General features: G+C 64.2%; 22 protein-coding genes. 16 read left to right on the top strand and 6 right to left on the bottom strand.

What is annotated here, in order from left to right:
* Nucleotides 1-82: 82 nt before the first annotated feature.
* The 6 genes from ABWV64_RS06855 to ABWV64_RS06880 are packed head-to-tail and all read left to right on the top strand — an operon-like array spanning nt 83 to nt 6,028.
* Entirely contained in the window at nt 83-949 is an 867-nt protein-coding gene (locus ABWV64_RS06855; protein WP_353343513.1) for a carbohydrate ABC transporter permease, read from the top strand.
* Nucleotides 950-961: 12 nt separating this feature from the next.
* Nucleotides 962-1,792, top strand: a complete 831-nt coding sequence (locus ABWV64_RS06860; protein ID WP_353343514.1) for a carbohydrate ABC transporter permease — start codon at nt 962-964, stop codon at nt 1,790-1,792.
* 10 nt (nt 1,793-1,802) lie between these two features.
* A complete protein-coding gene (locus ABWV64_RS06865) occupies nt 1,803-2,807 on the top strand; it encodes an ABC transporter ATP-binding protein (RefSeq protein WP_353343515.1) in 1,005 nt (334 codons plus the stop codon).
* A complete protein-coding gene (locus ABWV64_RS06870) occupies nt 2,804-3,577 on the top strand; it encodes an L-iditol 2-dehydrogenase (protein ID WP_353343516.1) in 774 nt (257 codons plus the stop codon). Before ABWV64_RS06865 ends, ABWV64_RS06870 begins: the two co-directional genes overlap by 4 nt.
* Nucleotides 3,565-5,043, top strand: coding sequence for a mannitol dehydrogenase family protein (locus tag ABWV64_RS06875; protein WP_353343517.1), 1,479 nt, complete (start codon nt 3,565-3,567; stop codon nt 5,041-5,043). The genes ABWV64_RS06870 and ABWV64_RS06875 overlap by 13 nt, the downstream gene beginning before the upstream one ends.
* Before the next feature lie 49 nt (nt 5,044-5,092).
* Entirely contained in the window at nt 5,093-6,028 is a 936-nt protein-coding gene (locus ABWV64_RS06880) for a carbohydrate kinase family protein (RefSeq protein ID WP_353343518.1), read from the top strand.
* Nucleotides 6,029-6,196: 168 nt separating this feature from the next.
* Here the strand turns inward: ABWV64_RS06880 and ABWV64_RS06885 are convergent, their stop codons facing one another.
* The gene (locus ABWV64_RS06885) at nt 6,197-7,039 is read right to left on the bottom strand and encodes a response regulator (RefSeq protein WP_353343519.1); all 843 of its coding nucleotides are present in this window, start codon (nt 7,037-7,039) and stop codon (nt 6,197-6,199) included.
* A gap of 115 nt (nt 7,040-7,154) precedes the next feature.
* Between ABWV64_RS06885 and ABWV64_RS06890 the strand changes: the two genes are divergently transcribed.
* The 4 genes from ABWV64_RS06890 to ABWV64_RS06905 are packed head-to-tail and all read left to right on the top strand — an operon-like array spanning nt 7,155 to nt 11,534.
* Nucleotides 7,155-7,313, top strand: a complete 159-nt coding sequence (locus ABWV64_RS06890; protein WP_353343520.1) for a NepR family anti-sigma factor — start codon at nt 7,155-7,157, stop codon at nt 7,311-7,313.
* Nucleotides 7,310-7,933 carry an RNA polymerase sigma factor gene (locus tag ABWV64_RS06895; protein WP_353343521.1) on the top strand — a complete coding sequence of 208 codons (624 nt, stop codon included), beginning with the start codon at nt 7,310-7,312 and terminating at the stop codon, nt 7,931-7,933. Before ABWV64_RS06890 ends, ABWV64_RS06895 begins: the two co-directional genes overlap by 4 nt.
* Before the next feature lie 9 nt (nt 7,934-7,942).
* A complete protein-coding gene (locus tag ABWV64_RS06900; protein ID WP_353343522.1) occupies nt 7,943-9,757 on the top strand; it encodes a sensor histidine kinase in 1,815 nt (604 codons plus the stop codon).
* Nucleotides 9,750-11,534 (top strand): phospholipase D family protein, encoded by a 1,785-nt coding sequence (locus ABWV64_RS06905; RefSeq protein WP_353343523.1) that lies wholly within the window; start codon nt 9,750-9,752, stop codon nt 11,532-11,534. The genes ABWV64_RS06900 and ABWV64_RS06905 overlap by 8 nt, the downstream gene beginning before the upstream one ends.
* A gap of 82 nt (nt 11,535-11,616) precedes the next feature.
* Here the strand turns inward: ABWV64_RS06905 and ggt are convergent, their stop codons facing one another.
* Complete coding sequence (ggt, locus tag ABWV64_RS06910; protein WP_353343524.1) at nt 11,617-13,512, bottom strand: gamma-glutamyltransferase; 1,896 nt, start codon at nt 13,510-13,512, stop codon at nt 11,617-11,619.
* Between the two features lie 298 nt (nt 13,513-13,810).
* Between ggt and ABWV64_RS06915 the strand changes: the two genes are divergently transcribed.
* The 5 genes from ABWV64_RS06915 to ABWV64_RS06935 all read left to right on the top strand — a co-directional run bounded on the left by ABWV64_RS06915 (nt 13,811) and on the right by ABWV64_RS06935 (nt 19,904).
* Entirely contained in the window at nt 13,811-14,311 is a 501-nt protein-coding gene (locus ABWV64_RS06915; RefSeq protein ID WP_353343525.1) for a formate dehydrogenase subunit gamma, read from the top strand.
* Entirely contained in the window at nt 14,308-15,831 is a 1,524-nt protein-coding gene (locus ABWV64_RS06920) for a formate dehydrogenase beta subunit (RefSeq protein ID WP_353343526.1), read from the top strand. Before ABWV64_RS06915 ends, ABWV64_RS06920 begins: the two co-directional genes overlap by 4 nt.
* A 154-nt stretch (nt 15,832-15,985) precedes the next feature.
* The gene (gene fdhF, locus ABWV64_RS06925; RefSeq protein ID WP_353343527.1) at nt 15,986-18,871 is read left to right on the top strand and encodes a formate dehydrogenase subunit alpha; all 2,886 of its coding nucleotides are present in this window, start codon (nt 15,986-15,988) and stop codon (nt 18,869-18,871) included.
* 17 nt (nt 18,872-18,888) lie between these two features.
* Complete coding sequence (gene fdhD / locus ABWV64_RS06930) at nt 18,889-19,677, top strand: formate dehydrogenase accessory sulfurtransferase FdhD (protein ID WP_353343528.1); 789 nt, start codon at nt 18,889-18,891, stop codon at nt 19,675-19,677.
* Complete coding sequence (locus ABWV64_RS06935) at nt 19,674-19,904, top strand: formate dehydrogenase subunit delta (RefSeq protein WP_353343529.1); 231 nt, start codon at nt 19,674-19,676, stop codon at nt 19,902-19,904. Before fdhD ends, ABWV64_RS06935 begins: the two co-directional genes overlap by 4 nt.
* A gap of 16 nt (nt 19,905-19,920) precedes the next feature.
* Here the strand turns inward: ABWV64_RS06935 and ABWV64_RS06940 are convergent, their stop codons facing one another.
* A complete protein-coding gene (locus ABWV64_RS06940; protein WP_353343530.1) occupies nt 19,921-20,586 on the bottom strand; it encodes a TetR/AcrR family transcriptional regulator in 666 nt (221 codons plus the stop codon).
* A gap of 240 nt (nt 20,587-20,826) precedes the next feature.
* Between ABWV64_RS06940 and ABWV64_RS06945 the strand changes: the two genes are divergently transcribed.
* The gene (locus ABWV64_RS06945; protein WP_353343531.1) at nt 20,827-21,252 is read left to right on the top strand and encodes a hypothetical protein; all 426 of its coding nucleotides are present in this window, start codon (nt 20,827-20,829) and stop codon (nt 21,250-21,252) included.
* Nucleotides 21,253-21,261: 9 nt separating this feature from the next.
* On the opposite strand, the gene tal is transcribed toward ABWV64_RS06945, so the two are convergent.
* From tal to ABWV64_RS06960, 3 genes are all read right to left on the bottom strand, one after another.
* On the bottom strand, nt 21,262-22,206 hold the full coding sequence (gene tal, locus ABWV64_RS06950; RefSeq protein WP_353343532.1) for a transaldolase: 945 nt from the start codon (nt 22,204-22,206) through the stop codon (nt 21,262-21,264).
* Nucleotides 22,207-22,402: 196 nt separating this feature from the next.
* Complete coding sequence (locus ABWV64_RS06955; protein WP_353343533.1) at nt 22,403-23,248, bottom strand: sugar phosphate isomerase/epimerase family protein; 846 nt, start codon at nt 23,246-23,248, stop codon at nt 22,403-22,405.
* On the bottom strand, nt 23,248-24,999 hold the full coding sequence (locus tag ABWV64_RS06960; protein ID WP_353343534.1) for an FAD-dependent oxidoreductase: 1,752 nt from the start codon (nt 24,997-24,999) through the stop codon (nt 23,248-23,250). Before ABWV64_RS06960 ends, ABWV64_RS06955 begins: the two co-directional genes overlap by 1 nt.
* Nucleotides 25,000-25,228: the final 229 nt, after the last annotated feature.

Here is a 25,228-nt window from a genome sequence, read left to right on the forward strand (position 1 = left end):
GGTTTTCGCCCCCCACCCCACCCGAATTTCTATATCCTGGCAGAGTAAAACAACCGCGGCCCCGCCCGCGAGGAGAGATGTCATGGCCACGCAACATTCCCGATCCGCCGCCCGTTTGATGATGGCCCCAGCCGTGATTTTGCTGTTGGGCTGGATGCTGGTGCCGCTGACGATGACGCTGTATTTCTCGTTCAAGAAATACCTGCCCCTGCGCGGCGGTGATCTGGGATGGGTCGGGTTTGACAATTACATCCGCTTTGTGACCTCGAGCGCCTTTTGGCCCTCGGTCCTTGCCACGCTCACCATCGTCGGCAGCGTTTTGATCATCACCGTGGTTTTGGGCATCCTGCTGGCCATGCTTTTGGATCAACCCATGTGGGGCCAAGGCGTGGTGCGCATCCTCGTGATTGCCCCCTTCTTTGTCATGCCCACCGTGTCGGCGCTTGTGTGGAAAAACATGTTCATGGACCCCGTGAACGGCCTGTTCGCGCATCTGTGGAAGGCCTTTGGCCTGACCCCGATCGAATGGCTCAGCCAAGCTTCGCTCAGTTCGATCGTGATGATCGTCTCGTGGCAATGGCTGCCCTTTGCGACCTTGATCCTGCTCACCGCGATCCAATCGCTCGACAGCGAACAATTGGAGGCCGCCGAAATGGACGGCGCGCCGCCCCTGTCGCGTTTTGGCTATATCACCTTGCCGCACCTGTCGCGCGCCATCACCATCGTCGTGCTGATCCAGACCATCTTCCTGCTGTCGATCTTCGCCGAGATTTTCGTCACCACCCAAGGCAGCTTCGGCACCAAAACCCTGACCTATCTGATCTATCAACGCGTGCTCGAAAGCCAGAACGTCGGGCTTGGATCGGCAGGCGGTATCTATGCGGTCATTCTGGCCAATATCATGGCGGTGTTCTTGATGCGCATCGTCGGCAAAAATCTGGACGCGTGAGGAGAGACAACCATGGCCCGCACCGTCACCACCCGCCGCAAGATCCTCAACACCATCGCCGCTTGGGCCGTGGGACTGTTGATCTTTTTCCCGATCCTCTGGACCATCCTGACCAGTTTCAAAACCGAAGCCACGGCGATTTCCGACCCGCCGGTGTTCTTCTTCTTTGACTGGACGCTGGAGAATTACTCGGTCGTGATGGAGCGTTCGGACTACGCGCGTTTCTTGTGGAACTCGATCTTTATCGCGGGCGGCTCGACCCTCTTGGGCCTCATCGTGGCGGTGCCTGCGGCGTGGTCGATGGCCTTTGTGCCCTCGCGCCGCACCAAAGACATCCTTTTGTGGATGCTCTCGACGAAAATGCTCCCTGCCGTGGGCGTGCTCTACCCGATCTATCTGCTCTTCATCAAAATGGGCCTACTGGACAGCCGCCTCGGCCTGACCGTGGTCTTGATGCTGATCAACCTGCCGATCATCGTCTGGATGCTCTACACCTATTTTCGCGAGATCCCGGGCGAGATTTTGGAGGCCGCGCGGATGGATGGCGCCACGCTGCGCGCCGAAATCCTCTATGTGCTCACGCCCATGGCGGTGCCGGGGATTGCCTCGACCTTGCTGCTGAACTTCATCCTCGCATGGAACGAAGCCTTCTGGACGCTCAACCTGACGGCGGCCAAAGCCGCGCCGCTGACCGCCTTTATCGCCAGCTACTCCAGCCCCGAAGGCCTGTTTTACGCCAAACTCTCGGCGGCCTCGACCATGGCCATCGCGCCGATCCTGATCCTCGGCTGGTTCAGCCAGAAACAGCTTGTCCGCGGCCTCACCTTTGGCGCGGTTAAATAAGGAACATCCCATGGGACAAATCACGCTTGAAAAAGTCACCAAGAAGTTCGGCGATGTGGAGGTCATCCCGCCGCTGGACCTGACCATCGAGGATGGCGAATTTACGGTCTTTGTCGGCCCCTCGGGCTGCGGCAAATCCACCTTGCTGCGGCTGATTGCGGGGCTGGAGGATATGACCTCGGGCACCCTGCGCATCGACGGCAATGACGCGACCACGATCCCGCCTGCCAAACGCGGGCTGGCAATGGTGTTCCAATCCTACGCGCTTTATCCGCATATGAGCGTGCGCAAGAACATCGCCTTTCCGATGCGGATGGCGGGGGTCGATCAGGCCACCCAAGACGCCAAGATCGAAGCCGCCGCCAAGGCGCTCAACCTGACCGATTATCTCGACCGCCGCCCCGGGCAATTGTCGGGCGGACAGCGCCAGCGCGTCGCCATTGGCCGCGCCATCGTGCGCGAACCGTCGGCCTTCTTGTTCGACGAGCCTTTGTCGAACCTTGATGCCGCCCTGCGCGTCGGGATGCGGCTGGAAATCTCCGAGCTTCATAAAAAGCTTGCCACGACAATGATTTACGTGACCCACGATCAGGTCGAAGCCATGACCATGGCCGATAAAATCGTCGTGCTGCGCGCCGGTCATATCGAACAGGTCGGCAGCCCGCTCGAGCTTTACCACAGCCCGCGCAACACCTTTGTCGCCGGTTTCATCGGCTCGCCGAAAATGAACCTCATCGAGGGGGCCGAGGCCGCCAAACATGAGGCCCATACCATCGGCGTGCGCCCCGAACATATCGACGTGGACGCCGCAAACGGCATCTGGAAAGGCACCGTCGGCGTGGCCGAGCATCTTGGCTCCGACACGTTCTTTCACATCCACGAAACCGGATTGGCCGAAACCATCACCGTGCGTGCGCCTGGTGAGGTGAGCTTTCACCACGGCGATACGGTCTACCTGTCGCCGCGCAACGATAAAATCCACCGCTTCGACGCCAAGGGGCTGCGCATCGCATGACACGGCTGACCGGAAAAACCGCGCTGATCACCGGCGCCGCGCGTGGCATCGGCCGCGCCTTTGCCGAACGCTATATCCGTGAGGGCGCGCGGGTGATCATCGCCGATATCGACGCCGAGCGCGCAGCGCAAACCGCCGAAGCCTTGGGTGATCAGGCGATGGCCCTGCGCATGGATGTCACCGACCAAGCCAGCATCGACGCGGGCATCCAAGCCGCCCTCGCCCGTTTCGGCCAGATCGACATCCTGATCAACAACGCCGCGCTGTTCACCGCCGCGCCGATTGCGGACATCACCCGCCAAGACTATGCCCGCGTCTTTGACATCAATGTCGCAGGCACGCTCTTTACCTTGCAGGCCGTTGCCAAACATATGATCGCGCGCGGCGAGGGCGGCAAGATCATCAACATGGCCAGTCAGGCAGGGCGCCGCGGCGAAGCCTTGGTCGCGGTCTATTGCGCCACCAAAGCCGCCGTGATCTCGCTGACGCAATCGGCGGGGCTGGATTTGATCAAACACGGGATCAACGTCAATGCCATCGCCCCTGGTGTCGTCGACGGAGAGCATTGGGACGGCGTCGATGCGTTTTTCGCCAAACACGAAAACAAAGCCCCCGGCCAGAAGAAGCGCGAGGTCGGCGAGGCCGTGCCTTTCGGGCGGATGGGCGTGGCCGAAGACCTGACCGGAATGGCCGTTTTTCTGGCCAGCAGCGAGGCCGATTACATCGTCGCGCAGACCTATAATGTGGATGGCGGCCAATGGATGAGCTAACCCCCCTGTCGAACCAAACCCTCGCCGATCTGGGGCCCGAGGTGCGCGTGCCCGCCTATGATCGCAGCGCGCTGCGCGCGGGCATCGTGCATATCGGGCTTGGCAATTTCCACCGCGCCCATCAGGCGTGGTATCTGCATCGGGTGATGGATCAGGGGATGAACCACGATTGGGCCATCATCGGCGCAGGCGTGCGCGCCGGCGATGCCGCCATGCGCGACAAACTCTTGGCCCAAGACTGCCTGACCACCTTGATCGAACTGGACCCCTCGGGCAAATCCGCCGAGGTCTGCGGCGCGATGATCGGGTTTTTGCCGGTCGAGGAGGGCCATGGCGCGCTGATCGCACAGATGAGCGATCCGGCCATTCGCATCGTGTCGCTGACCGTGACCGAGAGCGGCTATTTCATCGATGCGGCCAGCGGCGGGTTCAGCGCCGCCCATCCCGATATCCTCCATGACGCCGCCCATCCCGACCACCCGCGCACCGCCTTTGGCGCGATGATTGCGGCGCTGAAGGCCCGCCGCGCGGCAGGGCATGGCCCTTTCACCTGCATGAGCTGTGACAACCTGCAAGGCAATGGCGCGGTCTTGCGCCAGACCCTCGTGGCGCTGGCGCGGCTCGGCGATCCCGATCTGGCCGATTGGATCGACGCGCATTGCAGCTTTCCCAACTCCATGGTCGATTGCATCGTCCCCGCCACCGGCCCCAAGGAAATCGAACTGGCGCATGGGTTTGGCCTGCGCGACAATGCCCCCGTCACCCATGAAAATTTCCGCCAATGGGTGATCGAGGATGCGTTTTGCGCAGGTCGCCCCGATTGGGACAAGGCCGGCGCGACCTTCTCGCCCGATGTGCATGATTACGAGACGATGAAAATCCGCATTCTCAACGGCGGCCATCAGATCATCGCAGGCCCAGCCGAGATTTTGGGCCTGCAGACCATCGCGCAAACCATGGCCCATGCGGGCATTCGCGCGCTGCTGCACAAGGTCGTGCGCGAGGAAATCGCCCCCCATGTGCGCGCCGTGCCGGATATGACGCCGCTGCAATATCTCGACCTGATCGACCGCCGTTTCGCCAATCCCGAGATCGCCGATACGGCCCGCCGCGTCGCCTTTGACGGCTCAAGCCGCCACCCCGGTTTCATCTTGCCCTCGGTGCGCAGCGGGCTGGCCACGGGCGCGCCTGTCGAGGGGCTGGCGCTGGTGTCGGCGGCATGGGCGCGCTATTGCACCGGCATCCGCGAGGACGCCAGCACCGTCGCCCCCAATGATCCACATTGGGACCTGCTACAGGCCCGCGCCATCGCCGCGCAATCCGATCCGCAAAAATGGCTCGAGATGACGCAGTTTTACGGCGATCTGGGCGAGAGCGCGATTTTTGCCGAGGCCTTTGGCCGCTGGCTCGATGTGATCCATGCGCGCGGCATGAGCGCCGCGATCGAGGCCTATCTAGGGCCATGAGCGAGATGAGCACAGACCGCGCCCCCGCCCCAACCTGCAAAGGCACCCTATGATCCTATGTTGCGGCGAAGCCTTGATCGACATGATCCCCGCCCCCTGCGCGGCGGGGCAGGAGGGCTTCGTGCCCCATGCGGGCGGCGCGGTCTTCAACACCGCCATCGCGCTGGGGCGGCTGGGCGCGCCGAGCGGCATGCTCACCGGCCTGTCGCGCGATATGTTCGGCGCACAGCTCGACGCGGCGCTTGGCGCATCCGGTGTGGATCGCGGCTTGCTGATCCGTTCGGACCGGCCCACGACCTTGGCCTTTGTGACGCTCACGCAGGGGCAGGCGCGCTATCATTTCATGGATGAAAACTCTGCCGGACGGATGATCACCGCGCAGGATCTGCCGCCTTTGCCCGATCATGTCGGCGCGCTGTTTTTCGGCGGGATCAGCCTTGCCTGCGAGCCCTGCGCCGAGGCCTACGCCGCGCTTTTGGCGCGCGAGGCGGGGCGGCGCGCGGTGATGATCGATCCCAATATCCGCAGCGGATTTATCCGCGACGAGACCCGCTATCGCGCGCGGCTGGACGCGATGATGGCGCAGGCCGATATCGTCAAACTGTCGGACGAGGACCTTGAGTGGTTGATCGGCGGCGACGGGCCGCTGCGCGACAAGGCGGCGCAGGTTTTGGACAAAGGCCCCGCCGTGGTCATCATCACCCGCGGCGGCGCGGGGGCGAGCGGCTATATGCGCGATATCGAGGTTTCGGTGCCCGCGCAGGCGGCGCAGATCGTCGACACGGTCGGCGCGGGCGATACGTTCAACGCGGGCGTTCTGGCCCATCTGGAGGCACAAGGATTGCTGCGCAAAGAGCAAATCCGCGCCCTGCCCGAGGCGGCGCTGGAAGAGGCGCTGCGATACGGCGCGCGCGTGGCCGCCGTGGTGGTGGGACGGGCGGGGGCCAACCCGCCTTGGGCCTCGGAGCTTGCCGCAGAGATTTAGGGCAGGCAGGCACGAACCAAAGAGAACGGGCAAGACATCGCCCGCCCCGAACCCCCACCGCACCAGATCAAAAGGCCGCGCGGATTGCCCTGCGCGGCCTTTGTTTTTTGCACGTGATTTCGCGCGCAATCCGGACGCGGCGGCGCGCCCCTGCGGCGCGGGGCCTGCCTAGGCCAACAAGGTTTCCGTCGAGGAAAAGAACATCGCTTGGCTCGCGGCGAGGCGCACCTGCTCTTCGCTGTAAGGCTTGGTGATCAAAAACGCCGGTTCGGGTTTCTCGCCGGTCAAAAGCCGCTCGGGGAAGGCGGTGATAAAGATCACCGGCACATCGCCCAGCGCCTCCAAAAGATCATTCACCGCATCAATGCCCGAGGAATTATCGGCCAGTTGAATATCGGCAAGGATCAAGTCGGGGCGCTCGGCCTTGCCCAGTTCGACCGCCTCTGTGCGGGTGCGCGCCACGCCGGTGATGGCATGGCCCATGCTGGCCACGATGCTTTGCAAATCCATCGCGATGATCGCCTCGTCCTCGATGATCATCACCTTGCCCAAGATGCTATCGGCGATCTCGCGCTGTGCGATGGCGATCAATTCTTCGGCCTCCGCTTCGGGCAGGCCCATGATTTGTGCCACTTGGCCGGTGCGGAACTCCTCGACCGTATGCAGCAAAAGCGCCTCGCGCGTGTTGCGCGTCAGCTTGGCCAGATGCGCCTGCGCCTTGGCAAAGGCCCCCGATCCGCCCTTGTCCACCGGCGCGCCGGAACTGGACCAGATGGCGTGAAACGCACCAAAGAGCGCCACTTTGGGGTCCATCGAGCGGTCCACAATATCGGGCGTCTCAAGCATCGCCTCCAAAGTCGCCGCGGCGTAAGTGTCGCCCGAGGTTTGCGATCCGGTCAATGCCCGCGCATAGCGGCGCAAGAAGGGCAGGTTTTGCGCAATCTGCGCAACAAAATCGCCCGATGTTTGTCCCTGATCGGCCCCGTTTCCATTCGCCGTAGAAGTCGTCATTTCGCTGATCACCCTTTTTTTCGGTTTTTTCGCTTTTTTCAGGAACCAAACGCAACATGCCGCGTTAAGTTCCAAGAAATCTAACAGGCACCTCAAAATAGTTCAGAAAGTCAGCATGTCGAAGACGAAACCAGACAGCAACGTGCAGCGGCAGATCGACGAGAACCTGCGCCGTGTGTTTCAGGCCGCTCAAGAAGAGGCGATGCCCGACCGCTTTGCGCAGCTTCTCGCCCAGCTCAAAGAGCAAGACGCGCAAAACGGGAGCAACAAATGAGTGGCCCCGCCGCCGCCGCCCTGTCCGATGCGGCTGTGCCTGCTGATGACGCGCAAGGCGGCATCAATGCCACCGATCCGCGCGATGCGATCATCGAACATCTGCCCGCCCTGCGCGCCTTTGCGCTCAGCCTGACGCGCAACGGCGCCGCCGCCGATGACCTTGTGCAGGACACGATCGTCAAGGCGTGGAGCAAATTTGCCAGCTTCAAAACCGGCACCAACCTGCGCGCGTGGCTGTTTACGATTTTGCGCAACACCTTTTATTCGGGGCGGCGCAAATCCAAACGCGAGGTCGCCGATGTCGATGGCATCTATTCGAACAATCTCGCCTCCAAACCCGACCACGACGGCCGTCTTGCCCTCAAAGATTTCCAACGCGCCTTCGTGCAATTGCCCGACGAGCAACGCGAGGCGCTGATCCTCGTGGGGGCCTCGGGGTTTTCCTATGAAGAGGCCGCCGAAACCTGCGGCTGCGCCGTCGGCACGATCAAAAGCCGCGCCAATCGCGGGCGCGCGAAACTGGCCGAATTGCTGCAACTGGACGAGGACGAGAAGCTGGAATTGACCGACGAGTCCACCATGGCCGTGATCACCGCCAACGCCAACCCGAGCGGCTGACGGCCCCCGATGCGCGTCAAGACCACCCAAAGCCTCGCGTTTCGCGTGATCATGCTACTGTCCGTGGCCCTGCTGCCCGTCGGCTTGATCGCCTTTTTCCAAACGCAAAACGTGGCGCGGCAGGCCGAAGAGCTGAGCCGCTCGGCGGTGCTTGGCCGCACCTTGATCGCGGTGGAGCCGCAGCGCGCGCTGCTCTATCGCGGTTTCGCCGCCAGCCGCGTTTTGGGCGAGGCGATCAAACCGGTGATGGGGGATCGCGCCGCCTGCTCAAACGTGGCCACGCAGTTCTTGCAATCGCATCCCGAATTCATTTTGGCGCTCTTTGTCCCCGTCAGCGGCATTTCGACCTGCAACTCCAACGCCCTGCCCGCCGATTTGCGGCGCAGCGAGGTGACCCGCCGGATGATGGCCGACCCGCGCCCGCGGGTGATGAGCATCGACCGTGGCCGCGTGTCGGACCGTCCGGTGATCGTGGTGGTGCGCCCCGTGGTGATCGATGACCGTTATGCCGGTTTTGTCTCGCTCTCCTTGCCGCCCGAGAACATTCCGCACCACCTGCCCGGACCGCACAGCGGCGCGCAGGGCGCAGACACGGCGGGCGGCCCTGCACCGCACGGCGCGGGGCCGGTGCAGCTGATCAGCTTCAACCAAGACGGCGAATTGCTCCTGACGCTGAGCAACCGCGAGGCCGCGCGCAACGAGATGCCGCAAGGCATCGCCCTGTCCACCATCGCCATGCAGGGGGCCAAAACCTTCTCGGCCCTCAATCAAGACGGCTCCGAGCGGCTTTATTCCTCCGTCGCCGTCATCCCCGGTGTCAGCTACAGCTTTAGCGTCTGGAAGCCCGAGGACCTGCTCGGCGAGGGCAATCTGATCGACCGCGCCGCATTGATGTTTCCGCTGATCATGTGGCTGATCAGCCTTCTGGTCGCCTATATCGCGGTGCACCGGCTGGTGATCCGCCATGTCCACGCCCTGCGGCTCAAAATGCGCCGCTTTGCCGCCGGAAGCCGCAATTTCTCGCCCGATGATGTGCGCCCCGCCCCTGCGGAATTGCTCCAGATGGAAGAGACCTTCAACCAGATGGCCCATACCATCGCCCTCGACGAGGCCGAATTGGAAAACGGCATCCGCGAGAAGAACGTGCTGCTCAAAGAGGTGCACCACCGCGTCAAAAACAACCTGCAACTCATCGCCTCGATCGTCAGCATGGAAGCGCGCAAAGCCGCCCATGAAGACACCCGCGCCGCGCTACGCCGTGTGCAGGACCGCGTGCTCGGCCTTGCCACGGTGCATGGCAATCTTTACCGCACCTCGCGGCTGGCCTCGGTCCATGCGCGCACCTTGCTCAACGAGGTGATCAACCAGACGCTCAAATCCGCGCTGCCGCCCTCGGGCGTCTCGGTCGAGATCGAGATCGACGATTTCGCGCTTTTGCCCGATCAGGCGGTGCCCCTCTCGTTGCTGGTCACCGAGGCCCTGACCAATGCGGTCAAATATCTGGGCAAGCCGCCCGATGGCAGCGCGCCGATGATCGCCGTGCGCTTCAAACGCACCGGCGAGCGGAAGGTCGATGTCAGCATCGTCAATTCCATCGGCACCCATCTGGCCGAAATGCCCCATGTCGCCACCAGCACCGGACTGGGCGGGCAATTGATCAAAGCCTTCGCGGTGCAGATCGGCGCGCAGATCACCACCGAGCAAACAGACGCTCAATACCGGCTCTTGCTGGCGCTGACCTTGGCCGACGAGACTCCGCAAGCCGAAGAGGATGTGCAGGACGGATTTGCCACCCAGCCGCCGCGCGCCAAGGCCGATGGCTGATCTGCAAGCACCGCAAACAGGCGGGCAAGGCGCGGCGGGCAACGATCCGGCGGGCAACGATCCGGCGGATGAGATCGAAACCCTCAAGGTGCTGGTCACTGCGCAAGAGGCCTATCCCGCATTGGAGCATCTGTTCCTCACGGCGCGGCGCGACATCCGCGCCAGCTTTCGGGTCTTTGATCTGGACACCAAGCTGCGCAGCGACGCGGGCCGCGCCATTGGCGAGACATGGTTCGATCTGATCGTGCATGTGCTGCGCGGCGGGGTGGAGATCGATATGGTGATTGCCGATTTCGACCCGATTGCCGCAGCCGAGCTGCACCGCGGCACATGGCGCAGCATCCGCCAATTCGCCGCCGCCGAGGCGCTGGCGGGCGCGCATTCCAAACTCACCGTGACCGCCGCGCTTCATCCGGCGCGCGCGGGGATTGCGGCGCGGGTGCTGTTTTGGCCCCTCGCGCTGGCCAAGCTGCGCCGTCATGCGCGCGCGCTCGATGCGCTGCCCGCGCCGCAGCGCGCCGCCCGTCTGCGCGATATGCCGCACCTCAAGCCCCATCTGGCGAGCGGCATCGGCGGCGCAGCGCTGCGCGCGCGGCTTGGCCCGCCCCCGCCCGTGCTCTCGCCCGTGACGCACCACCAAAAGCTCGCCTGTTTTGACGGCGAAAGGCTCTATATCGGCGGGCTGGACCTTGACGAGCGGCGCTATGACACCAAGGCCCATGCACGCGCCGCCGAGGCCACATGGCACGATGTGCAGCTTGTGGTGAGCGGCCCCGTGGTGGCGCAGGCAAGGGCGCATCTGCGCGGGTTTCAATCATGGACCAAAGGCACCGAAGCCCCGCCCGCGCAAGACCAAAGCGCCGCCCGCACCGCCGCCCGCGCCGCCAATGGCGCGCGCGCCGCGCCGCCCCAGCACCCCGCGCCGCCCGAGCCATCCGCGCCCTCCCAACAGCGCGCGCCAAAGGGCAGCGCCTTTGTGACCACCTTGTCGAGACCGCGCCGTTTCGGCCCGCTGCATCTGTCGCCCCACCGCCTGCGCGCCGAAATCGCTCAGGCCCATATCGAGGCCATCCATGGCGCGCGGCGGCTGATCTATATCGAGACGCAATTCTTGCGCGATCAATCGGTCTCGCGTGCCCTCTGCGCGGCGGCGCGGGCGCGCCCCGATCTACAGGCGGTGGTGATCCTGCCCGCCGCGCCCGAAGACGTGGCCTTTGAAAACAACACCGGACCCGACGCCCGCTTTGGCGAATATCTGCAAGCGCGCAACCTGCGCCATATGCGCCGCGCCTTTGGCCCGCGCCTGTTTGTCGGCGCGCCGGTGCGCCGCGCCCCCGCACCCGCCTCAAAGGCCGACGCACGGGCAGGCAAAGCAGCACGCACACAGACCGCACCCGCCCCGCGCGCACAGCTTGCCCGCGCGCCGATCATCTATGTCCACGCCAAAGTCTCGATCTTTGACGACCAAAGCGCCATCGTCTCCTCGGCCAATCTCAACGGCCGCTCGCTCTATTGGGACACCGAGGCGGGGCTGAGGCTGACGCAACGCGATCAGGTCGAGACCCTGCGCCGCGCGGTGTTTTCCCATTGGCTGTGCGAGGCCGCCAGCCCTGCGCATTTCGACCTCGAAACCGCCCGCGCCGCATGGCAGGCCACCGCCCGCACCAACGGCGCGCGCCCGCCGCAAACCCGCGCGGGGTTTATCGTGCCCTATGATCTGCGCGCCGCCGAAGGCTTTGGCGCGCCCCTGCCCGCCGTGCCGCCCGAAATGGTCTAGTCGCGCGCCGTCACCACATGCGGCGATCTATGCGCCCCGACCTGAGCGCCTGCCTGCGCGCACCTCTCTGCGCGCCGCGCGGCTACTCGCCCAAGGCCACACCCTCGCGGCGCGGATCGGCCCCGCCGCGCAGCATCCCGCCGCGCAGGTCAATCGCATGTATCCCCGAATTGAGATCGCGCGCCTTGACCTCATATCCCATCGCCTCCAGCGCGGGGATCATGACCTCGGCCTGCGTGCCCGCCTCCACATCATAGGGGCCGAACCGGTTCACCAGATGCGGCATGGCAATCGCCGATTGCACATCCATACCCCAATCCGCCCACGCCACGATCACCTGCGCCACATAGCCGATGATGCGGCTGCCGCCCGGTGATCCGACGACCAGCACCGGCTTGCCGCCCTGCATCACAATCGTCGGCGCCATGGAGGAACGCGGACGTTTGCCCGGCTCGACCCGATTGGCCACAGGCACCCCGTCGCGGTGGCTGCGAAAGGAAAAATCCGTCATCTCGTTGTTGAGCAAAAATCCCCCCGCCGTCATCAAGCGGCTGCCAAAGGCATTCTCGATCGTGCTCGTCATCGACAGGGCATTGCCATAGCCATCCACAATCGAAATATGCGTGGTCGAGGGCAGTTCGATCGCCGCATCATCGGCCCAAAGCTGCGCATGGTCCCATTTGGGAGTGCCCGCCTCGACCGTCTCGATCCGCGTGCCGCTTTGCGCATCCTTGCCCATCAACCCCGCCCGCGCCGCCAGATAGCCCGCCTCGACCAAACCCTTGACCGGCATCGGTACGAAATCGCTATCGGCCATATAGCGGCCCCGATCCGCAAAGGCGAGCCGCGAGGCATCGCCGATCAACCGCCAGCTTTGCGCATCCTGCGGCCCCGATGCGGCCAGATCAAAGCTGTTCAGCATCCCCAAAATCTGTCCCACGCTGAGCGCACCCGACGAGGGCGGGCCCATGCCGCAGACCTCATACATGCGGTAGGGCACACAGACCGGCGCGCGCTCCTTGACGCGGTAAATCGCCAGATCAAGCGCCGCCAGCCGCCCCGCGCGCGGCGCATTTTGCACGGTGTCGATGATGTCTTGGGCGATGGCACCGCCGTAAAAGGCCTGTGCCCCGCGCGCGGCAAGGGCGCGCAGGCTTTGCGCATAGGCCGGATTGTCGCGCCTTTGCCCCGCCGCCAGCGGCACACCGTCGGGCAAGAAATAGGCCGCCGTGCGCGGATGGCGCGCCAATCGCTCGGCATCCGCCCCGATCAACCCCGCCAGTCGCGGCGAGACGGCAAACCCCTGCTCGGCCAAGGTGATCGCCGGATCGAAAAGCCTGCTCCACGCCGATTTGCCCCAGCGCGCATGGGCCTCTTGCATCAAGCCCGGCGTGCCCGGGGTTCCGACCGACAATCCCCCCACCACCGCGTCAAAGAACTTTAGCGGCGCGCCGGAGCCGTCCAGAAACAGCGCGGGCGTGGCGGCCAAAGGCGCGGTCTCGCGCCCGTCGAGCGTGGTCACCGCGCCGCTGGCCGCGTCATACCAGACCAAAAACGCCCCGCCGCCGAGACCCGAGGATTGCGGCTCGACCAGCCCCAGAACCGCCTGCGCCGCGATCATCGCATCTGCCGCCGTGCCGCCCGCGCGCAGCACATCCGCCCCCGCCGCCGCCGCCGCAGGATTTGCCACCGCGATCATCCACTCGCGCGCCGCGACCGGCGCGCCCGCCGCTTTGGCGGCCAGCGCCCGCGCCACATCGGGGCGCATCACCACATCGCCCGCACCGCCCGAAGCAGCGCCCGAACCGGGGGCCGAAGCGGATGGCGTGCCCGTGCCCGCCTCCGGCGCGACCGCATCGGCGGCCTGCTGCGCGACAAGCGGCGCGGCGAAACCGCCAGCCGCGATCAGGGCAGCGATGAGGGCCGTGATGGCGGCGGTGCGCCTGATGACGGGCAGGCGCGGCAAAAGCGATGGCATGACAATCCTCCAGATCGGTTCGGCCTACACCTATGGCCCACTGTTTTGGCCGATAAGTTTGGCCAGAAAATTCGGCCCATAGTTTGGCCCGCGACTTGCCCCACTATGAGCGCCAATGCAGGCGCGGCGCAATGGCCGCGCGCGCGGCGGCGCGCATCGGCGGGGCGCACCGACGCAATACCGACGTGATACCGACGCGTTACAGACAGGGATTTGATAGGATGCGCCTATCAATCCACGGATCATTCATATTGATTTCCCCATCAAAACCCGTCTAGCTGCGCCCACGGAGGACCCAATGACGACAGCCGCCAGCGCCGCCGCGCGCCAGCCATCAAGCCAAGATATCACCGAGGCCTGCACCGCCGCGCTCGCCGCCCATGAGGGGGCCGAAGGGCCGCTTTTGCCGGTCCTGCACGAGGTGCAATCGCGGCTCGGATATCTGCCCCAAGCCGCCTATCCGATCCTCGCGCAGGCGCTCAATATCACCGCCGCCGAGGTCCATGGCGTCGCGTCATTCTATCATGATTTCCGTGACTTACCCGCTGGCCGCCATGTCTTGAAGATCTGCCGCGCCGAGGCCTGCCAAGCCGTCGGCGGGCGCGATCTGGAAGCGGCGGCCAAGGCTCTGTTCGGCCTCGAATGGCATGAAACGACCCCCGACGGGGCGCTGACGCTCGAACCGGTCTATTGCCTCGGGCTTTGCGCCTGCGGCCCCGCCGCACTGCTCGACGGCGCGCCCATGGGCCGCGTCACGCTCGAAACCCTTGAGCGCATCAAATCCGAGGTCCAGTCATGACCCGCCGCATCTACCTCAGCCGCGACAGCGCCGCCCTCGCCCTTGGCGCCGAAGACGTCGCTAAAGCCCTTGTTTCAAAGGCAAAATCGCGCGACGAAGAGATCGAGTTGATCCGCACGGGGACGCGGGGAATGATCTGGCTGGAGCCTTTGGTCGAGGTCGAGCAGGACGGCGAGCGCATCGCCTACGGGCCGGTCACCCCCGATCAGGCCGAGGCCATTTTGGACGGCAGCGCCGCCAGCCTCGGCCCCACCCAAGATATCCCCTATATGGCCGCGCAAACCCGCCTGACCTTTGCCCGCTGCGGCGTGATTGATCCTTTGGATATAAAGACTTACGAGGCTCACGGCGGATGGTCCGGCCTGCGCCGCGCGCTTGGGATGAGCGGCGCGGAAATCACCGGCGAGGTCACGCAAAGCGGCTTGCGCGGGCGCGGCGGCGCGGGCTTTCCCACCGGCATCAAATGGGAGACCGTGCGCAAGGCCGAGGCGGCGCAAAAATATATTGTCTGCAACGCCGATGAGGGCGACAGCGGCACCTTTGCCGACCGGATGATCATGGAGGGCGACCCGTTTTCCTTGATCGAAGGCATGGTGATTGCGGGCCTCGGCGTCGGGGCCACGCGCGGCTATATCTACCTGCGCAGCGAATACCCTGACGCGATCCGCGTGATGGAGGATGCCATTGAAATCGCGCGTAAAAACCGCATCTTGGGCGCGGCGATCATGGGCGAGGGCGCGGCTTTTGACATGGAGGTCCGCACCGGCGCGGGAGCCTATGTATGCGGCGAGGAAACCTCGCTTTTAAACTCGCTCGAAGGCAAACGCGGCGTGGTGCGCGCCAAACCGCCCCTGCCCGCTTTGGAGGGGTTCATGGGCCGCCCCACCGTGGTCAATAACGTCATCAGCCTCGCCACCGTTCCGGTGATTTTCGAGCGCGGCGCGGCGCATTATGCCGCCCATGGCATCGGCAAATCGCGCGGCACGATCCCGTTGCAAATCGCCGGAAACGTCAAATACGGCGGGCTCTTCGAGGCGGCCTTTGGCATGACCCTTGGCCAGATCGTCGAAGAGATCGGCGGCGGCACCGCCACGGGTGGGCCGGTCAAAGCGGTGCAAGTCGGCGGGCCTTTGGGGGCCTATTTCGCCCCCGATAAATTCGATGTGCCTTTCGGCTATGAAGAGTTCGACGGCGCGGGCGGATTGATCGGCCACGCGGGGATCGTGGTCTTTGACGGCAGCGCGGACATGCGCCAGATGGCCCGTTTTGCAATGGAGTTTTGCGCGGTGGAAAGCTGCGGCAAATGCACCCCATGCCGCATCGGCGCGGTGCGCGGGGTGGAAACCATCGACCGGATCGCGGCGGGGGATGCGGCGGCCAAGGAGATATTGAGCGACCTGTGCGAGACCATGCGCGACGGATCGCTATGCGCCTTGGGCGGCTTTACCCCCTATCCGGTGATGTCGGCGTTGGAGCAATTCCCCGAAGATTTCGACCAGCAGCGGGAGGCGGCGCAATGATCTGTTACCTGCGTAAATCCAACGAAGGGCATCGCCCGAACCGAGGGGTGGGCGATGATCGCCCGCCCCGTGGGGGCGGTTCGGGCGATGCCCGTGCCGCGATGCGCCACGGGCCAAGGCACACCCCATCCCGACCGGCTCAGGAGGCCCGCCAATGAAAGACCTGATCATCCCTTGGACCGATGAGCGCGACCTAGGCACGCCTGCGCGCGCGGGCGCGCCGGTCACCTTGACCATCGACGGGCAGGAGATCACCGTTCCCGAAGGCACCTCGGTAATGCGCGCGGCGGCTTTGGCGGGGCTCGCCATCCCCAAGCTGTGCGCCACCGACAGCGTCGAGGCCTTTGGCTCGTGCCGCCTGTGCGTGGTGGAAATCGAAGGGCGGCGCGGCACGCCCGCCTCTTGCACCACCCCCGTGGCGGCGGGGATGCAAGTGCACACCCAGACGCCGAAAATCCGCAAACTGCGCCGCGGGGTGATGGAGCTTTATATCTCCGACCACCCGCTCGATTGCCTGACCTGCGCGGCCAATGGCGATTGCGAATTGCAAGATATGGCGGGCGCGGTCGGCCTGCGCGATGTGCGCTACGAGAGCGGGCAGAACCATTTCGAGACCCGCCAGAACGGCGAGGCAAACCCCGCCTATATCCCCAAGGACGACAGCAACCCCTATTTCACCTATGATCCGGCCAAATGCATCGTCTGCTCGCGCTGCGTGCGCGCCTGCGAAGAGGTGCAAGGCACATTCGCCCTGACCATCGAAGGCAGCGGGTTCGGCAGCCGCGTCAGCGCCGGCACCGCGGACCAAGATTTCCTCGCCTCCGATTGCGTGTCCTGCGGGGCCTGCGTCGCCGCCTGCCCGACCGCGACCTTGCAAGAGAAATCGGTGATCGAGATGGGCACGCCGCAGCGCTCCGTCATCACCACCTGCGCCTATTGCGGGGTCGGATGCAGCTTCAAGGCCGAGCTGAACGGCGACCGGTTGGTCCGCATGACGCCCTATAAACACGGCAAGGCGAACCGCGGCCATTCTTGCGTCAAGGGGCGGTTTGCCTATGGCTATGCCGAACATAGCGACCGGATTTTGGCCCCGATGGTGCGCGACAAGATCACCGATCCGTGGCGCGAAGTGTCATGGGACGAGGCGCTGACATTTGCCGCCCAACGGATGCGCGCCATCCAACAGACCCATGGCCAAAAGAGCATCGGCGTCATCACCTCGAGCCGCTGCACCAATGAGGAAACCTATCTGGTGCAAAAACTGGCCCGCGCGGTGTTTGGCAATAACAATACCGACACCTGTGCGCGGGTGTGCCATTCGCCCACCGGATACGGATTGGGGCAAACCTTCGGCACCTCGGCGGGCACCCAAGATTTCGACAGCGTCGAGCACAGCGATGTGGTCGTCATCATCGGCGCCAACCCCACCGACGGGCATCCGGTTTTTGCCAGCCGCCTGAAAAAGCGCCTGCGCGCGGGGGCAAAATTGATCGTCATCGACCCGCGCCGCACCGATATCGTGCGCTCGGCCCATGTCGAGGCGGCGCATCACCTTGCCCTGCGTCCTGGCACGAATGTCGCCGTGGTCACCGCCATGGCCCATGTGATCGTCACCGAAGGCCTCGCCGATGAGGCCTTCATCAAATCGCGCTGCGATTGGGACGAATACCGCGAATACGCCGAATTTGCCGCCGATCCGCGCCACAGCCCCGAAGCCACCGAAATGCTCACCGGCGTTGCGGCGGCGCAGTTGCGGGCCGCGGCGCGATTGTTCGCCGCGGGCGGCAATGGCGCGATTTACTACGGGCTTGGCGTCACCGAACACAGCCAAGGATCAACCACCGTGATCGGCATTGCAAATCTGGCGATGCTGACCGGAAATATCGGGCGCAAGGGCGTCGGGGTGAACCCTTTGCGCGGGCAAAACAACGTGCAAGGATCGTGCGATATGGGCAGCTTCCCGCATGAATTGCCCGGCTATCGCCATGTCAAAAACCCCGATGTGCGCGCCATATTCGAACAGACATGGGGCGTGCCCATCGACCCCGAACCGGGGCTGCGCATTCCCAATATGCTCGATGCGGCGGTGGATGGCAGCTTCAAAGGGCTCTACTGCCAAGGCGAGGACATCCTGCAATCGGACCCCGACACCAAACATGTGGCGGCGGGTCTGGAGGCGATGGACTGTGTCATCGTGCATGACCTGTTTCTCAACGAGACCGCCAATTACGCCCATGTATTTTTGCCCGGCTCGTCCTTTTTGGAAAAAGACGGCACCTTCACCAATGCCGAACGGCGCATCAACCGCGTGCGCAAGGTCATGGCGCCCAAGAACGGCTATGCCGATTGGGAGGTGACGCAGCTTTTGGCCAATGCGATGGGGGCCGATTGGCGCTACACCCACCCCGCGCAGATCATGGAGGAAATCGCCGCCACCACGCCCAGCTTCGCAGGCGTTTCCTATGATCTGCTTGAAGAGCACGGATCGGTGCAATGGCCCTGCAACGAGGAGCATCCGACCGGCACGCCGCTCATGCATATGGACGGGTTTGTGCGCGGCAAGGGGCGGTTCATCCATACCGAATATATCGCCACGGACGAGAAAACCGGCCCGCGCTTTCCGTTGCTTTTGACCACGGGGCGGATCTTGTCGCAATATAATGTCGGGGCGCAAACGCGGCGCACGGCCAATACGGTCTGGCACGGCGAGGACCTGTTGGAAATCCATCCCCATGACGCAGAGGTGCGCGGCATCAAGGAGGGCGATTTCGTGCGCCTCGCCTCGCGCTCCGGCGAGACGGCCTTGCGCGCCACGCTGACCGACCGCGTCTCCACGGGTGTGGTTTACACCACCTTCCACCACCCCGACACACAGGCCAATGTCATAACCACCGATTATTCCGATTGGGCCACCAATTGCCCCGAATATAAGGTCACGGCGGTGCAGGTGAGCCTGTCGAACGGCCCGACGACAACGTGGCAGGACGACTATGCCGCGCAGGCCGCAAAGTCGCGCCGCATCACTCCGGCGGCGGAATGACTGCCAAGAGGCGCGATATGGCCCCACACCCCGCCGCACGCGAAATGCCCACCGACAGCGGCGCGCGCGCCCTGCCCGAGGAGGTCGCCGTGGCGCTGACCTATCAAGGCAGCACCCAAGCGGTGATGATGGCCAGCCCCTCCGATCTGGAGGATTTCGCCCTCGGCTTCAGCCTCTCCGAGGGCCTGATCGACAGCGCGCGCGAGATCGAGAGCCTCGATATCCTGCCCCATCCGCAGGGCTTTGAGGCGCGCCTGTGGCTTGCCGCGCCGCGCGCCGAGGCGATGGCCGCACGGCGGCGGCGCAGCATGGGGCCGGTGGGATGCGGGCTGTGCGGGATCGACAGTCTGGAGGCGGCGCTGCGCCCGCTGCCCGAGCGCGGCCATGTCGCGCTGCGCCTGTCGCAATCCGCGCTGATCGGCGCGGCCGATGCCCTGCGCGCCCAGCAACCGCTCCAAGACGCCACCCGCGCCGCCCATGCCGCCGCCTTTGTCACGCCGCAAGGGGACATCTTGTGCCTGCGCGAGGACGTGGGCCGCCATAACGCGCTCGACAAACTGATCGGTGCCTTGGCGCGCGGCGGCATTGATCCGGCCACGGGCGCCGTCTTGATGACCAGCCGCCTGTCGGTGGATATGGTGCAAAAAACCGCCATCGCGGGCGCGCCGGTCCTGTGCGCCGTCTCCGCCCCTACGGTTTTGGCCGTCCAGCAGGCCGAAGCGGCGGGGCTGACCCTTGCCTGCCTGCCAAGGGCAGATCGCGGCCAGTTCGACATCTTCACCCGCCCCGACAGGATCACGACATGAAGCCCGAAAAGCTGACCTATATGGCCAATCAGATCGCCGGATTTTTCGCCACCCAGCCACTGACCGAGGCCGAAAAAGCCGCCAAAGTGGCCGCGCATCTCGATGATTTTTGGGAGCCGCGCATGCGGGCGCAGTTGCATGCGCATCTGGCCCGAGGCGGCGCGGGATTGACCCCTTTGGCGCGGGCCGCCGCCGCGAAAATGACCTTGCCCGCACCGCAGGGGTGAGGCCGCGCAATAGCGCCTAGGCCAGAACCTTGCGCAGCACCGCATCTACCACCCAATCGCGGCGCTCGATCTGGCCTTCTTCCTCGAACATCTCGGCAGCGGAGAACAGCGCCGAAAATGTTATGCGGTTCGACACGTTGTAAAAGCACAGGGCCGAAATTTGCCAGTGCAGCGCCAAAGCCTTGATATCACTGCGAAACACACCGCTGTCGCGGCCGCGCGCCAAAATATCCTCAAGCCCCGCAATCGCGGTCTTGTTCATATCCTTGATCACTTTGGACTGTGCAAGGCTGGCGCCATTGTGGATGTTCTCGATCATCACGAGGCGGATAAATTCGGGGTTGCGGCGGTGGTGGTCATAGGTGAATTCCACCAGCTTGCGCAGCGCATCATCCGGCGACAACCCGACCAGATCAAGCTCGTGCTCGCCTTCGCGGACCTCGCGGTAGGAGGCCTCCAGCGCATGGCGGTAAAGCCCTTCCTTGTCCCCGAAATAATAATACAGCATCCGCTTGGAGGTCTCTGTGCGGGCGGCAATCTCGTCCACCCGCGCGCCCGAAAACCCCGCTTCGGAGAACACTTCGCGCGCCACGCGCAAAATATTCTCGCGCACGGCTTCGGGGTTTTGCTTCCATCCCGAGCGCCGCCCTTTGGGGGCCGCCTCTTGCGTCTCGCGTGCCATGTAACCTCCCGAAGATTCGGACAAAGACTAACAAATTAAAAAAATGGTTCAATTCCCCAAGCCAGTTTCGCTCCGTCATTTGGACGAACGCGCAGTGCGGCAACGATGAAAGATCGCCCCAATGCGCGTTTCACCAGTATTTGCCACAAAGTTGCCCCATCGGCATAGTATCTTTGGCACCGTTCGATATGATGATCTCTAGCGCGCGCTTCGTGCTCATCTGCGTCTTCGTGAGGCATAATGCCCTATAAGATCCAAATTCACACGCCCCGCGAGATCGCGCTTTTCCGGTTTGACGGGCCCGTCACGGTCAAAGAGGCGAAACAGGCCTTCCTCGACTATGTCGCGATGCCCGATTTCGACCCCGATTTCATCATGCTCAGCGACGCCCGCGCCGTGACGCAAGTCGATGCGGGTTTCACCCAGATTTTGACCAATCTGTTCGGGCTGTCGCGCCCGCTTTCGAAATTCTCCTCCGGCGCGCTCAGCGTGGTGATGGTGAGCGACGATACCGTCTTCGGCAGCGCCCGCATGCTTGAGCAGGCGCTCGATTATATCAGCAAGATCAAGCTGCGGATCTGCGTGACCGAAGCCGCCGCGATGCAGATGTGCGGCCAGAGCGGGCAAAGCTTTGACGCGCTCTGGCAAGAGACCTACGTGCCCTGATCGGGCAGGTTACCCCATCCGCGCCGCGATCATTTTGATCAGCTTTTGATGGTCGGCATCGAAATTGCGGATGCCTTCGGCCAGCTTTTCGGTCGCCATCGCATCGGCGTTCATCGCCCAACGAAAGGCCCGCTCGTCCATCGTGATCGGGGCGGCGGCGCTGGCGGTTTTCTCGCTCAGCGCGCGCGGCAAGACCGCCTCTTCGCGGCCCATTTCCTCCAAAAGCTTCGGCGCGATGGTCAAACGGTCGCAACCGGCCAAGGCTTTGATCTGATCGGTGCTGCGGAAGGATGCGCCCATGACCACCGTGTCGATCCCGTTGGATTTGTAATAGTCATAGATGCCCTTGACCGACAAAACACCGGGGTCCTCATTCGGGCCGTAGCTGTCTTTGCCTTCGGCCTTTTTATACCAATCGGTGATGCGGCCCACGAAGGGCGAGATCAAAAACGCCTTTGCATCGGCACAGGCCACGGCTTGCGCCAAGGAAAACAGCAGCGTCAGATTGCAATCGACGCCCTCGCCTTGCAAGATTTCGGCGGCGCGGATGCCTTCCCATGTGGCGGCGATCTTGATCAGGATGCGGCTTTTGTCGATGCCGCGCGCGGCGTAATCGGCGATGATCGCGCGGGCACGGGCCACCGTCGCATCGGTGTCAAAGGACAAACAGGCATCCACCTCGGTCGACACCCGCCCTGGCACCAGCGCGGCCAGTTCGGCCCCGACGGCCACGGTCAGCGCGTCGCAAACCTGCTGCGCGCTGCGCCCTGCCTTGCGGCCTGCCTCGATCTCGCGGCTGACCAGAGCCTCCGACGCGGGGTCTTGCAAGGCGCCCAGAACCAGCGAAGGGTTGGTGGTGCAATCGACCGGCTGATAGGTTTTGACCGCCGCCACTTCGCCCGTATCCGCGACCACGACCGTCATCTCTCTGAGTTGGTCCAAAACTGTTGCCATATCCTGCGCTCCTTTTGCCCTTTGCTCTGGCTTTGTCGCATGTTTGACGCAGCGCGCAAGGTGCGCGGAGGGGCAGATCGCGGATTTTTCCGCATTTTTGGACACAAAAGCGAAATTACGCATGTTTGCGCTCACATCACGCCGTATTCATGGCCGCAAGCGGGCCGAAACCGCAGCGGTCGGCCCTACGGCGCCCTCACCGTAACTCCGCCTGCGCCGCGCAGGTGCGCGCGGCCGCGATCACCCGCTTTGCCACGGCCTCTATGCCCTCGCGCGCGGTGGCCGCCGTCATCGGCACTTCGAGCGCGATCAGGCTTTGCGCGGGAAAGACCCCAAGGAAGGCGGTCAAATCGATCTGCCCTTCAAGCGGCGGCAAACGCTCGGCCCGCCCCGCATGCAAAAGGTCATCGGTGCTATAGGGCGGATGCACCGGCGCGTCGCACAGATGCAAGAAGGGCACCTGCGCAGGGGGCAGCGCCGCCAGATCGGCCAAGCGGCTGCCGGAGCGGTCGAAATGCAGCGCATCGACCAAAATCCCCGCATCCGCGCCGCTGGCCGCGACAAGCGCGCGGGCGGCGGGCAGATCGGGCACAACGGTCCAAGGGAAAAACTCCAGCATCGCCTTGATCCCATATCCCGCCGCCAGTTCGCTCATCTGCGCCAGACGCACGGCGAGGCGGGGCAAATCCGGATCATAGGGCGCGCAAATCACATGGCGCGCGCCCAAGGCCGCCCCCGTCGCCAGCATCGGCTCAAGCGTCGCAACCTCCAGATCGGGGGTGAGCTTCACAAACTCGATGTCATTGACGAAAACCCCCGTTTCGGCCAATGCGCTTTGCGCCGCGCGCATCATCGCGGGGTCCTCCATCAACGGGTAACCGGGGCTGGTGTCTGTCACCCGAATGAGCCGCAACCCGACCGCATCATAGCCGCAGCGCGCCGCCAGATGGATCAACTCATGCGGCGGCAGATCAATCGCCGTCAGATGCGCGATGGAAAACTGCCGCGGCTGGGGTTGGCCTGTGGTCTTTTGCTGGGTCATCATGCCTCTCCTGCGGCATGGCGCGCCGCGATATAGCCAAAGGTCATGGCGGGGCCGAGGTTGATCCCCCCCGCCGGATAATGCCCGCCCATCACGCTCGCCATATCCGTGCCCGCCGCATATAGCCCGCGCAGCACGCTGCCATCGGCGCGCAGCACCTGCGCATGGCGGTTGACGCGCAGCCCCTCAAAGGTGCCAAAGCTGCCCGGATAGACTTTGACCGCATAGAACGGCCCGCCCGCGATGGGGGCGACGCAGGGGTTCGGCCCATGCGCGGGGTCGCCTTGCAGGCGCATATAGGGCGTGGTGCCGCGCCCGAATTCAACATCCTCGCCGCGTTCGGCACCCGCGTTATAGCGCTCCAACGTCTCGGCCAATCCCGCCGGATCAATGCCGCAGGCTTGGGCGAGGCCGCGCACCGTGGCCCCCGTTTTGATATAGCCCGCCTTGATCCACGGTTTTTCGGACAAGGGGAAAGGCCGCGCAATGCCAAGCCCGTAGCGGCGCTGGAACGCGCGGGTGCAGATCAACCACGACACCGGCGCTTCGCCCTCGGGGGTCGCCGCCAAAAGCGCGGTTACATAGTCATGATAGCCCAGCCCCTCATTGCAAAACCGCGCCCCGTTGGCCCTGACCGCAATGATCCCCGGCTTGCCGCGCTCGATGATATGGGGAAAACGGCCCCTGCGCCCCTTGCCCAACGGCACCTCGGAGACCGGACAATAGGCGGCGGGCGCGGCCAGATCCTCGCGCAGCGCGGCGCCCATCTGAACCGCGAGGCGCTGCCCGTCGCCCGTGGCGCAGGGCGCGGCCACGCTCAGGTGATGATCGCTATGGGGAATGCGCGCGGCTTGGCGCGCGGGGTCATGGGGAAAGCCGCCCGTTGCCAGCACCACGCCGCAACGCGCCAGAACGCGTATGTTCTGCCCGCCGCGTTCGAGCACGGCGCCGATGATCCTCTGGTCGGCGCTTTGCGGTCCGCCACTTTGAGCGCTGGCGCTTTGCGCGGTATCGAAGTGCCCCGTGCCGGATTGCTCCGCTGCGGCATCAATCAGCGAGACCGCCCGCGTTTGCAGCATGAACGTGACTGGCAGGTCTTCGGCGGATTTCACCAAACGCCCCACCAGCGCCATCCCGTTGCGCAGTTGCATCGCCCGCCCGTAACGCAGCAGGTCATAGCCGTGGCGCAGCACCCGCCGAGCCACATGCACGAAGGCGCGCGCAGAACGGGTCATGGTCATAAAGGCGCGCAGGTCCGGTCCCGCTTGGATCGTCATTCCGTGAAAGGTGGTCTCCGGCATCGGGCGGGCCAAATTTGCCGCCATCGCCCCCAAAGCGCGCGCATCAAAAGGTGCGGCAATCACCGAACGCCCACCGGTTCCCGCCCCTTCTGCCGCGCCATAGGTGTCGGGGATCGCCAATCCGCCCTCGAATTGCAGCGCCGTCTGCGCCTCGAAAAAGGCGACCATTTGCGGCGCCTGCTGCAAAAACGCCTCGACGGTTTCGGCGTCGTATTGCGCGCCTAGAACCGCTCTGAGATAGGCGCGCGGCGCGGCGATATCTTCGTTGATGCCCGCCCGCCGCGCCAGTGGATTGCGCGGGGTCCACATCCATCCACCCGACCATGCGGTGGTGCCGCCGAGCGCCGGTTCCTTCTCTGCCACGATCACGCGCAGACCCGCATGCACCGCGCAAACCGCCGCCGAAAGCCCCGCCGCGCCCGACCCGACCACCAGAAAATCACACTCCATCTGGGAGGGTGAGTCGCCCCCGGAATCGCCGTTTTTCTCCGATATCGCCGGTTTCATCGCATTTTTCCTCCAAAAGCCGCGCCGCTGACCCTCCCGAGACCTGCCTTGCGTAAATGACTGTGAAATATCTGTTTTATCCTCATCGAACCGCGGCAAGCCCCTCGATCCCTATGGCCAGCCATGGTTAAACCTATCATTAATTTAACCAAACAGAACATTTCAATTGACA

It is taken from the genome of Litorivita sp. NS0012-18, assembly GCF_040371945.1.
GTDB lineage: Bacteria > Pseudomonadota > Alphaproteobacteria > Rhodobacterales > Rhodobacteraceae > Litorivita.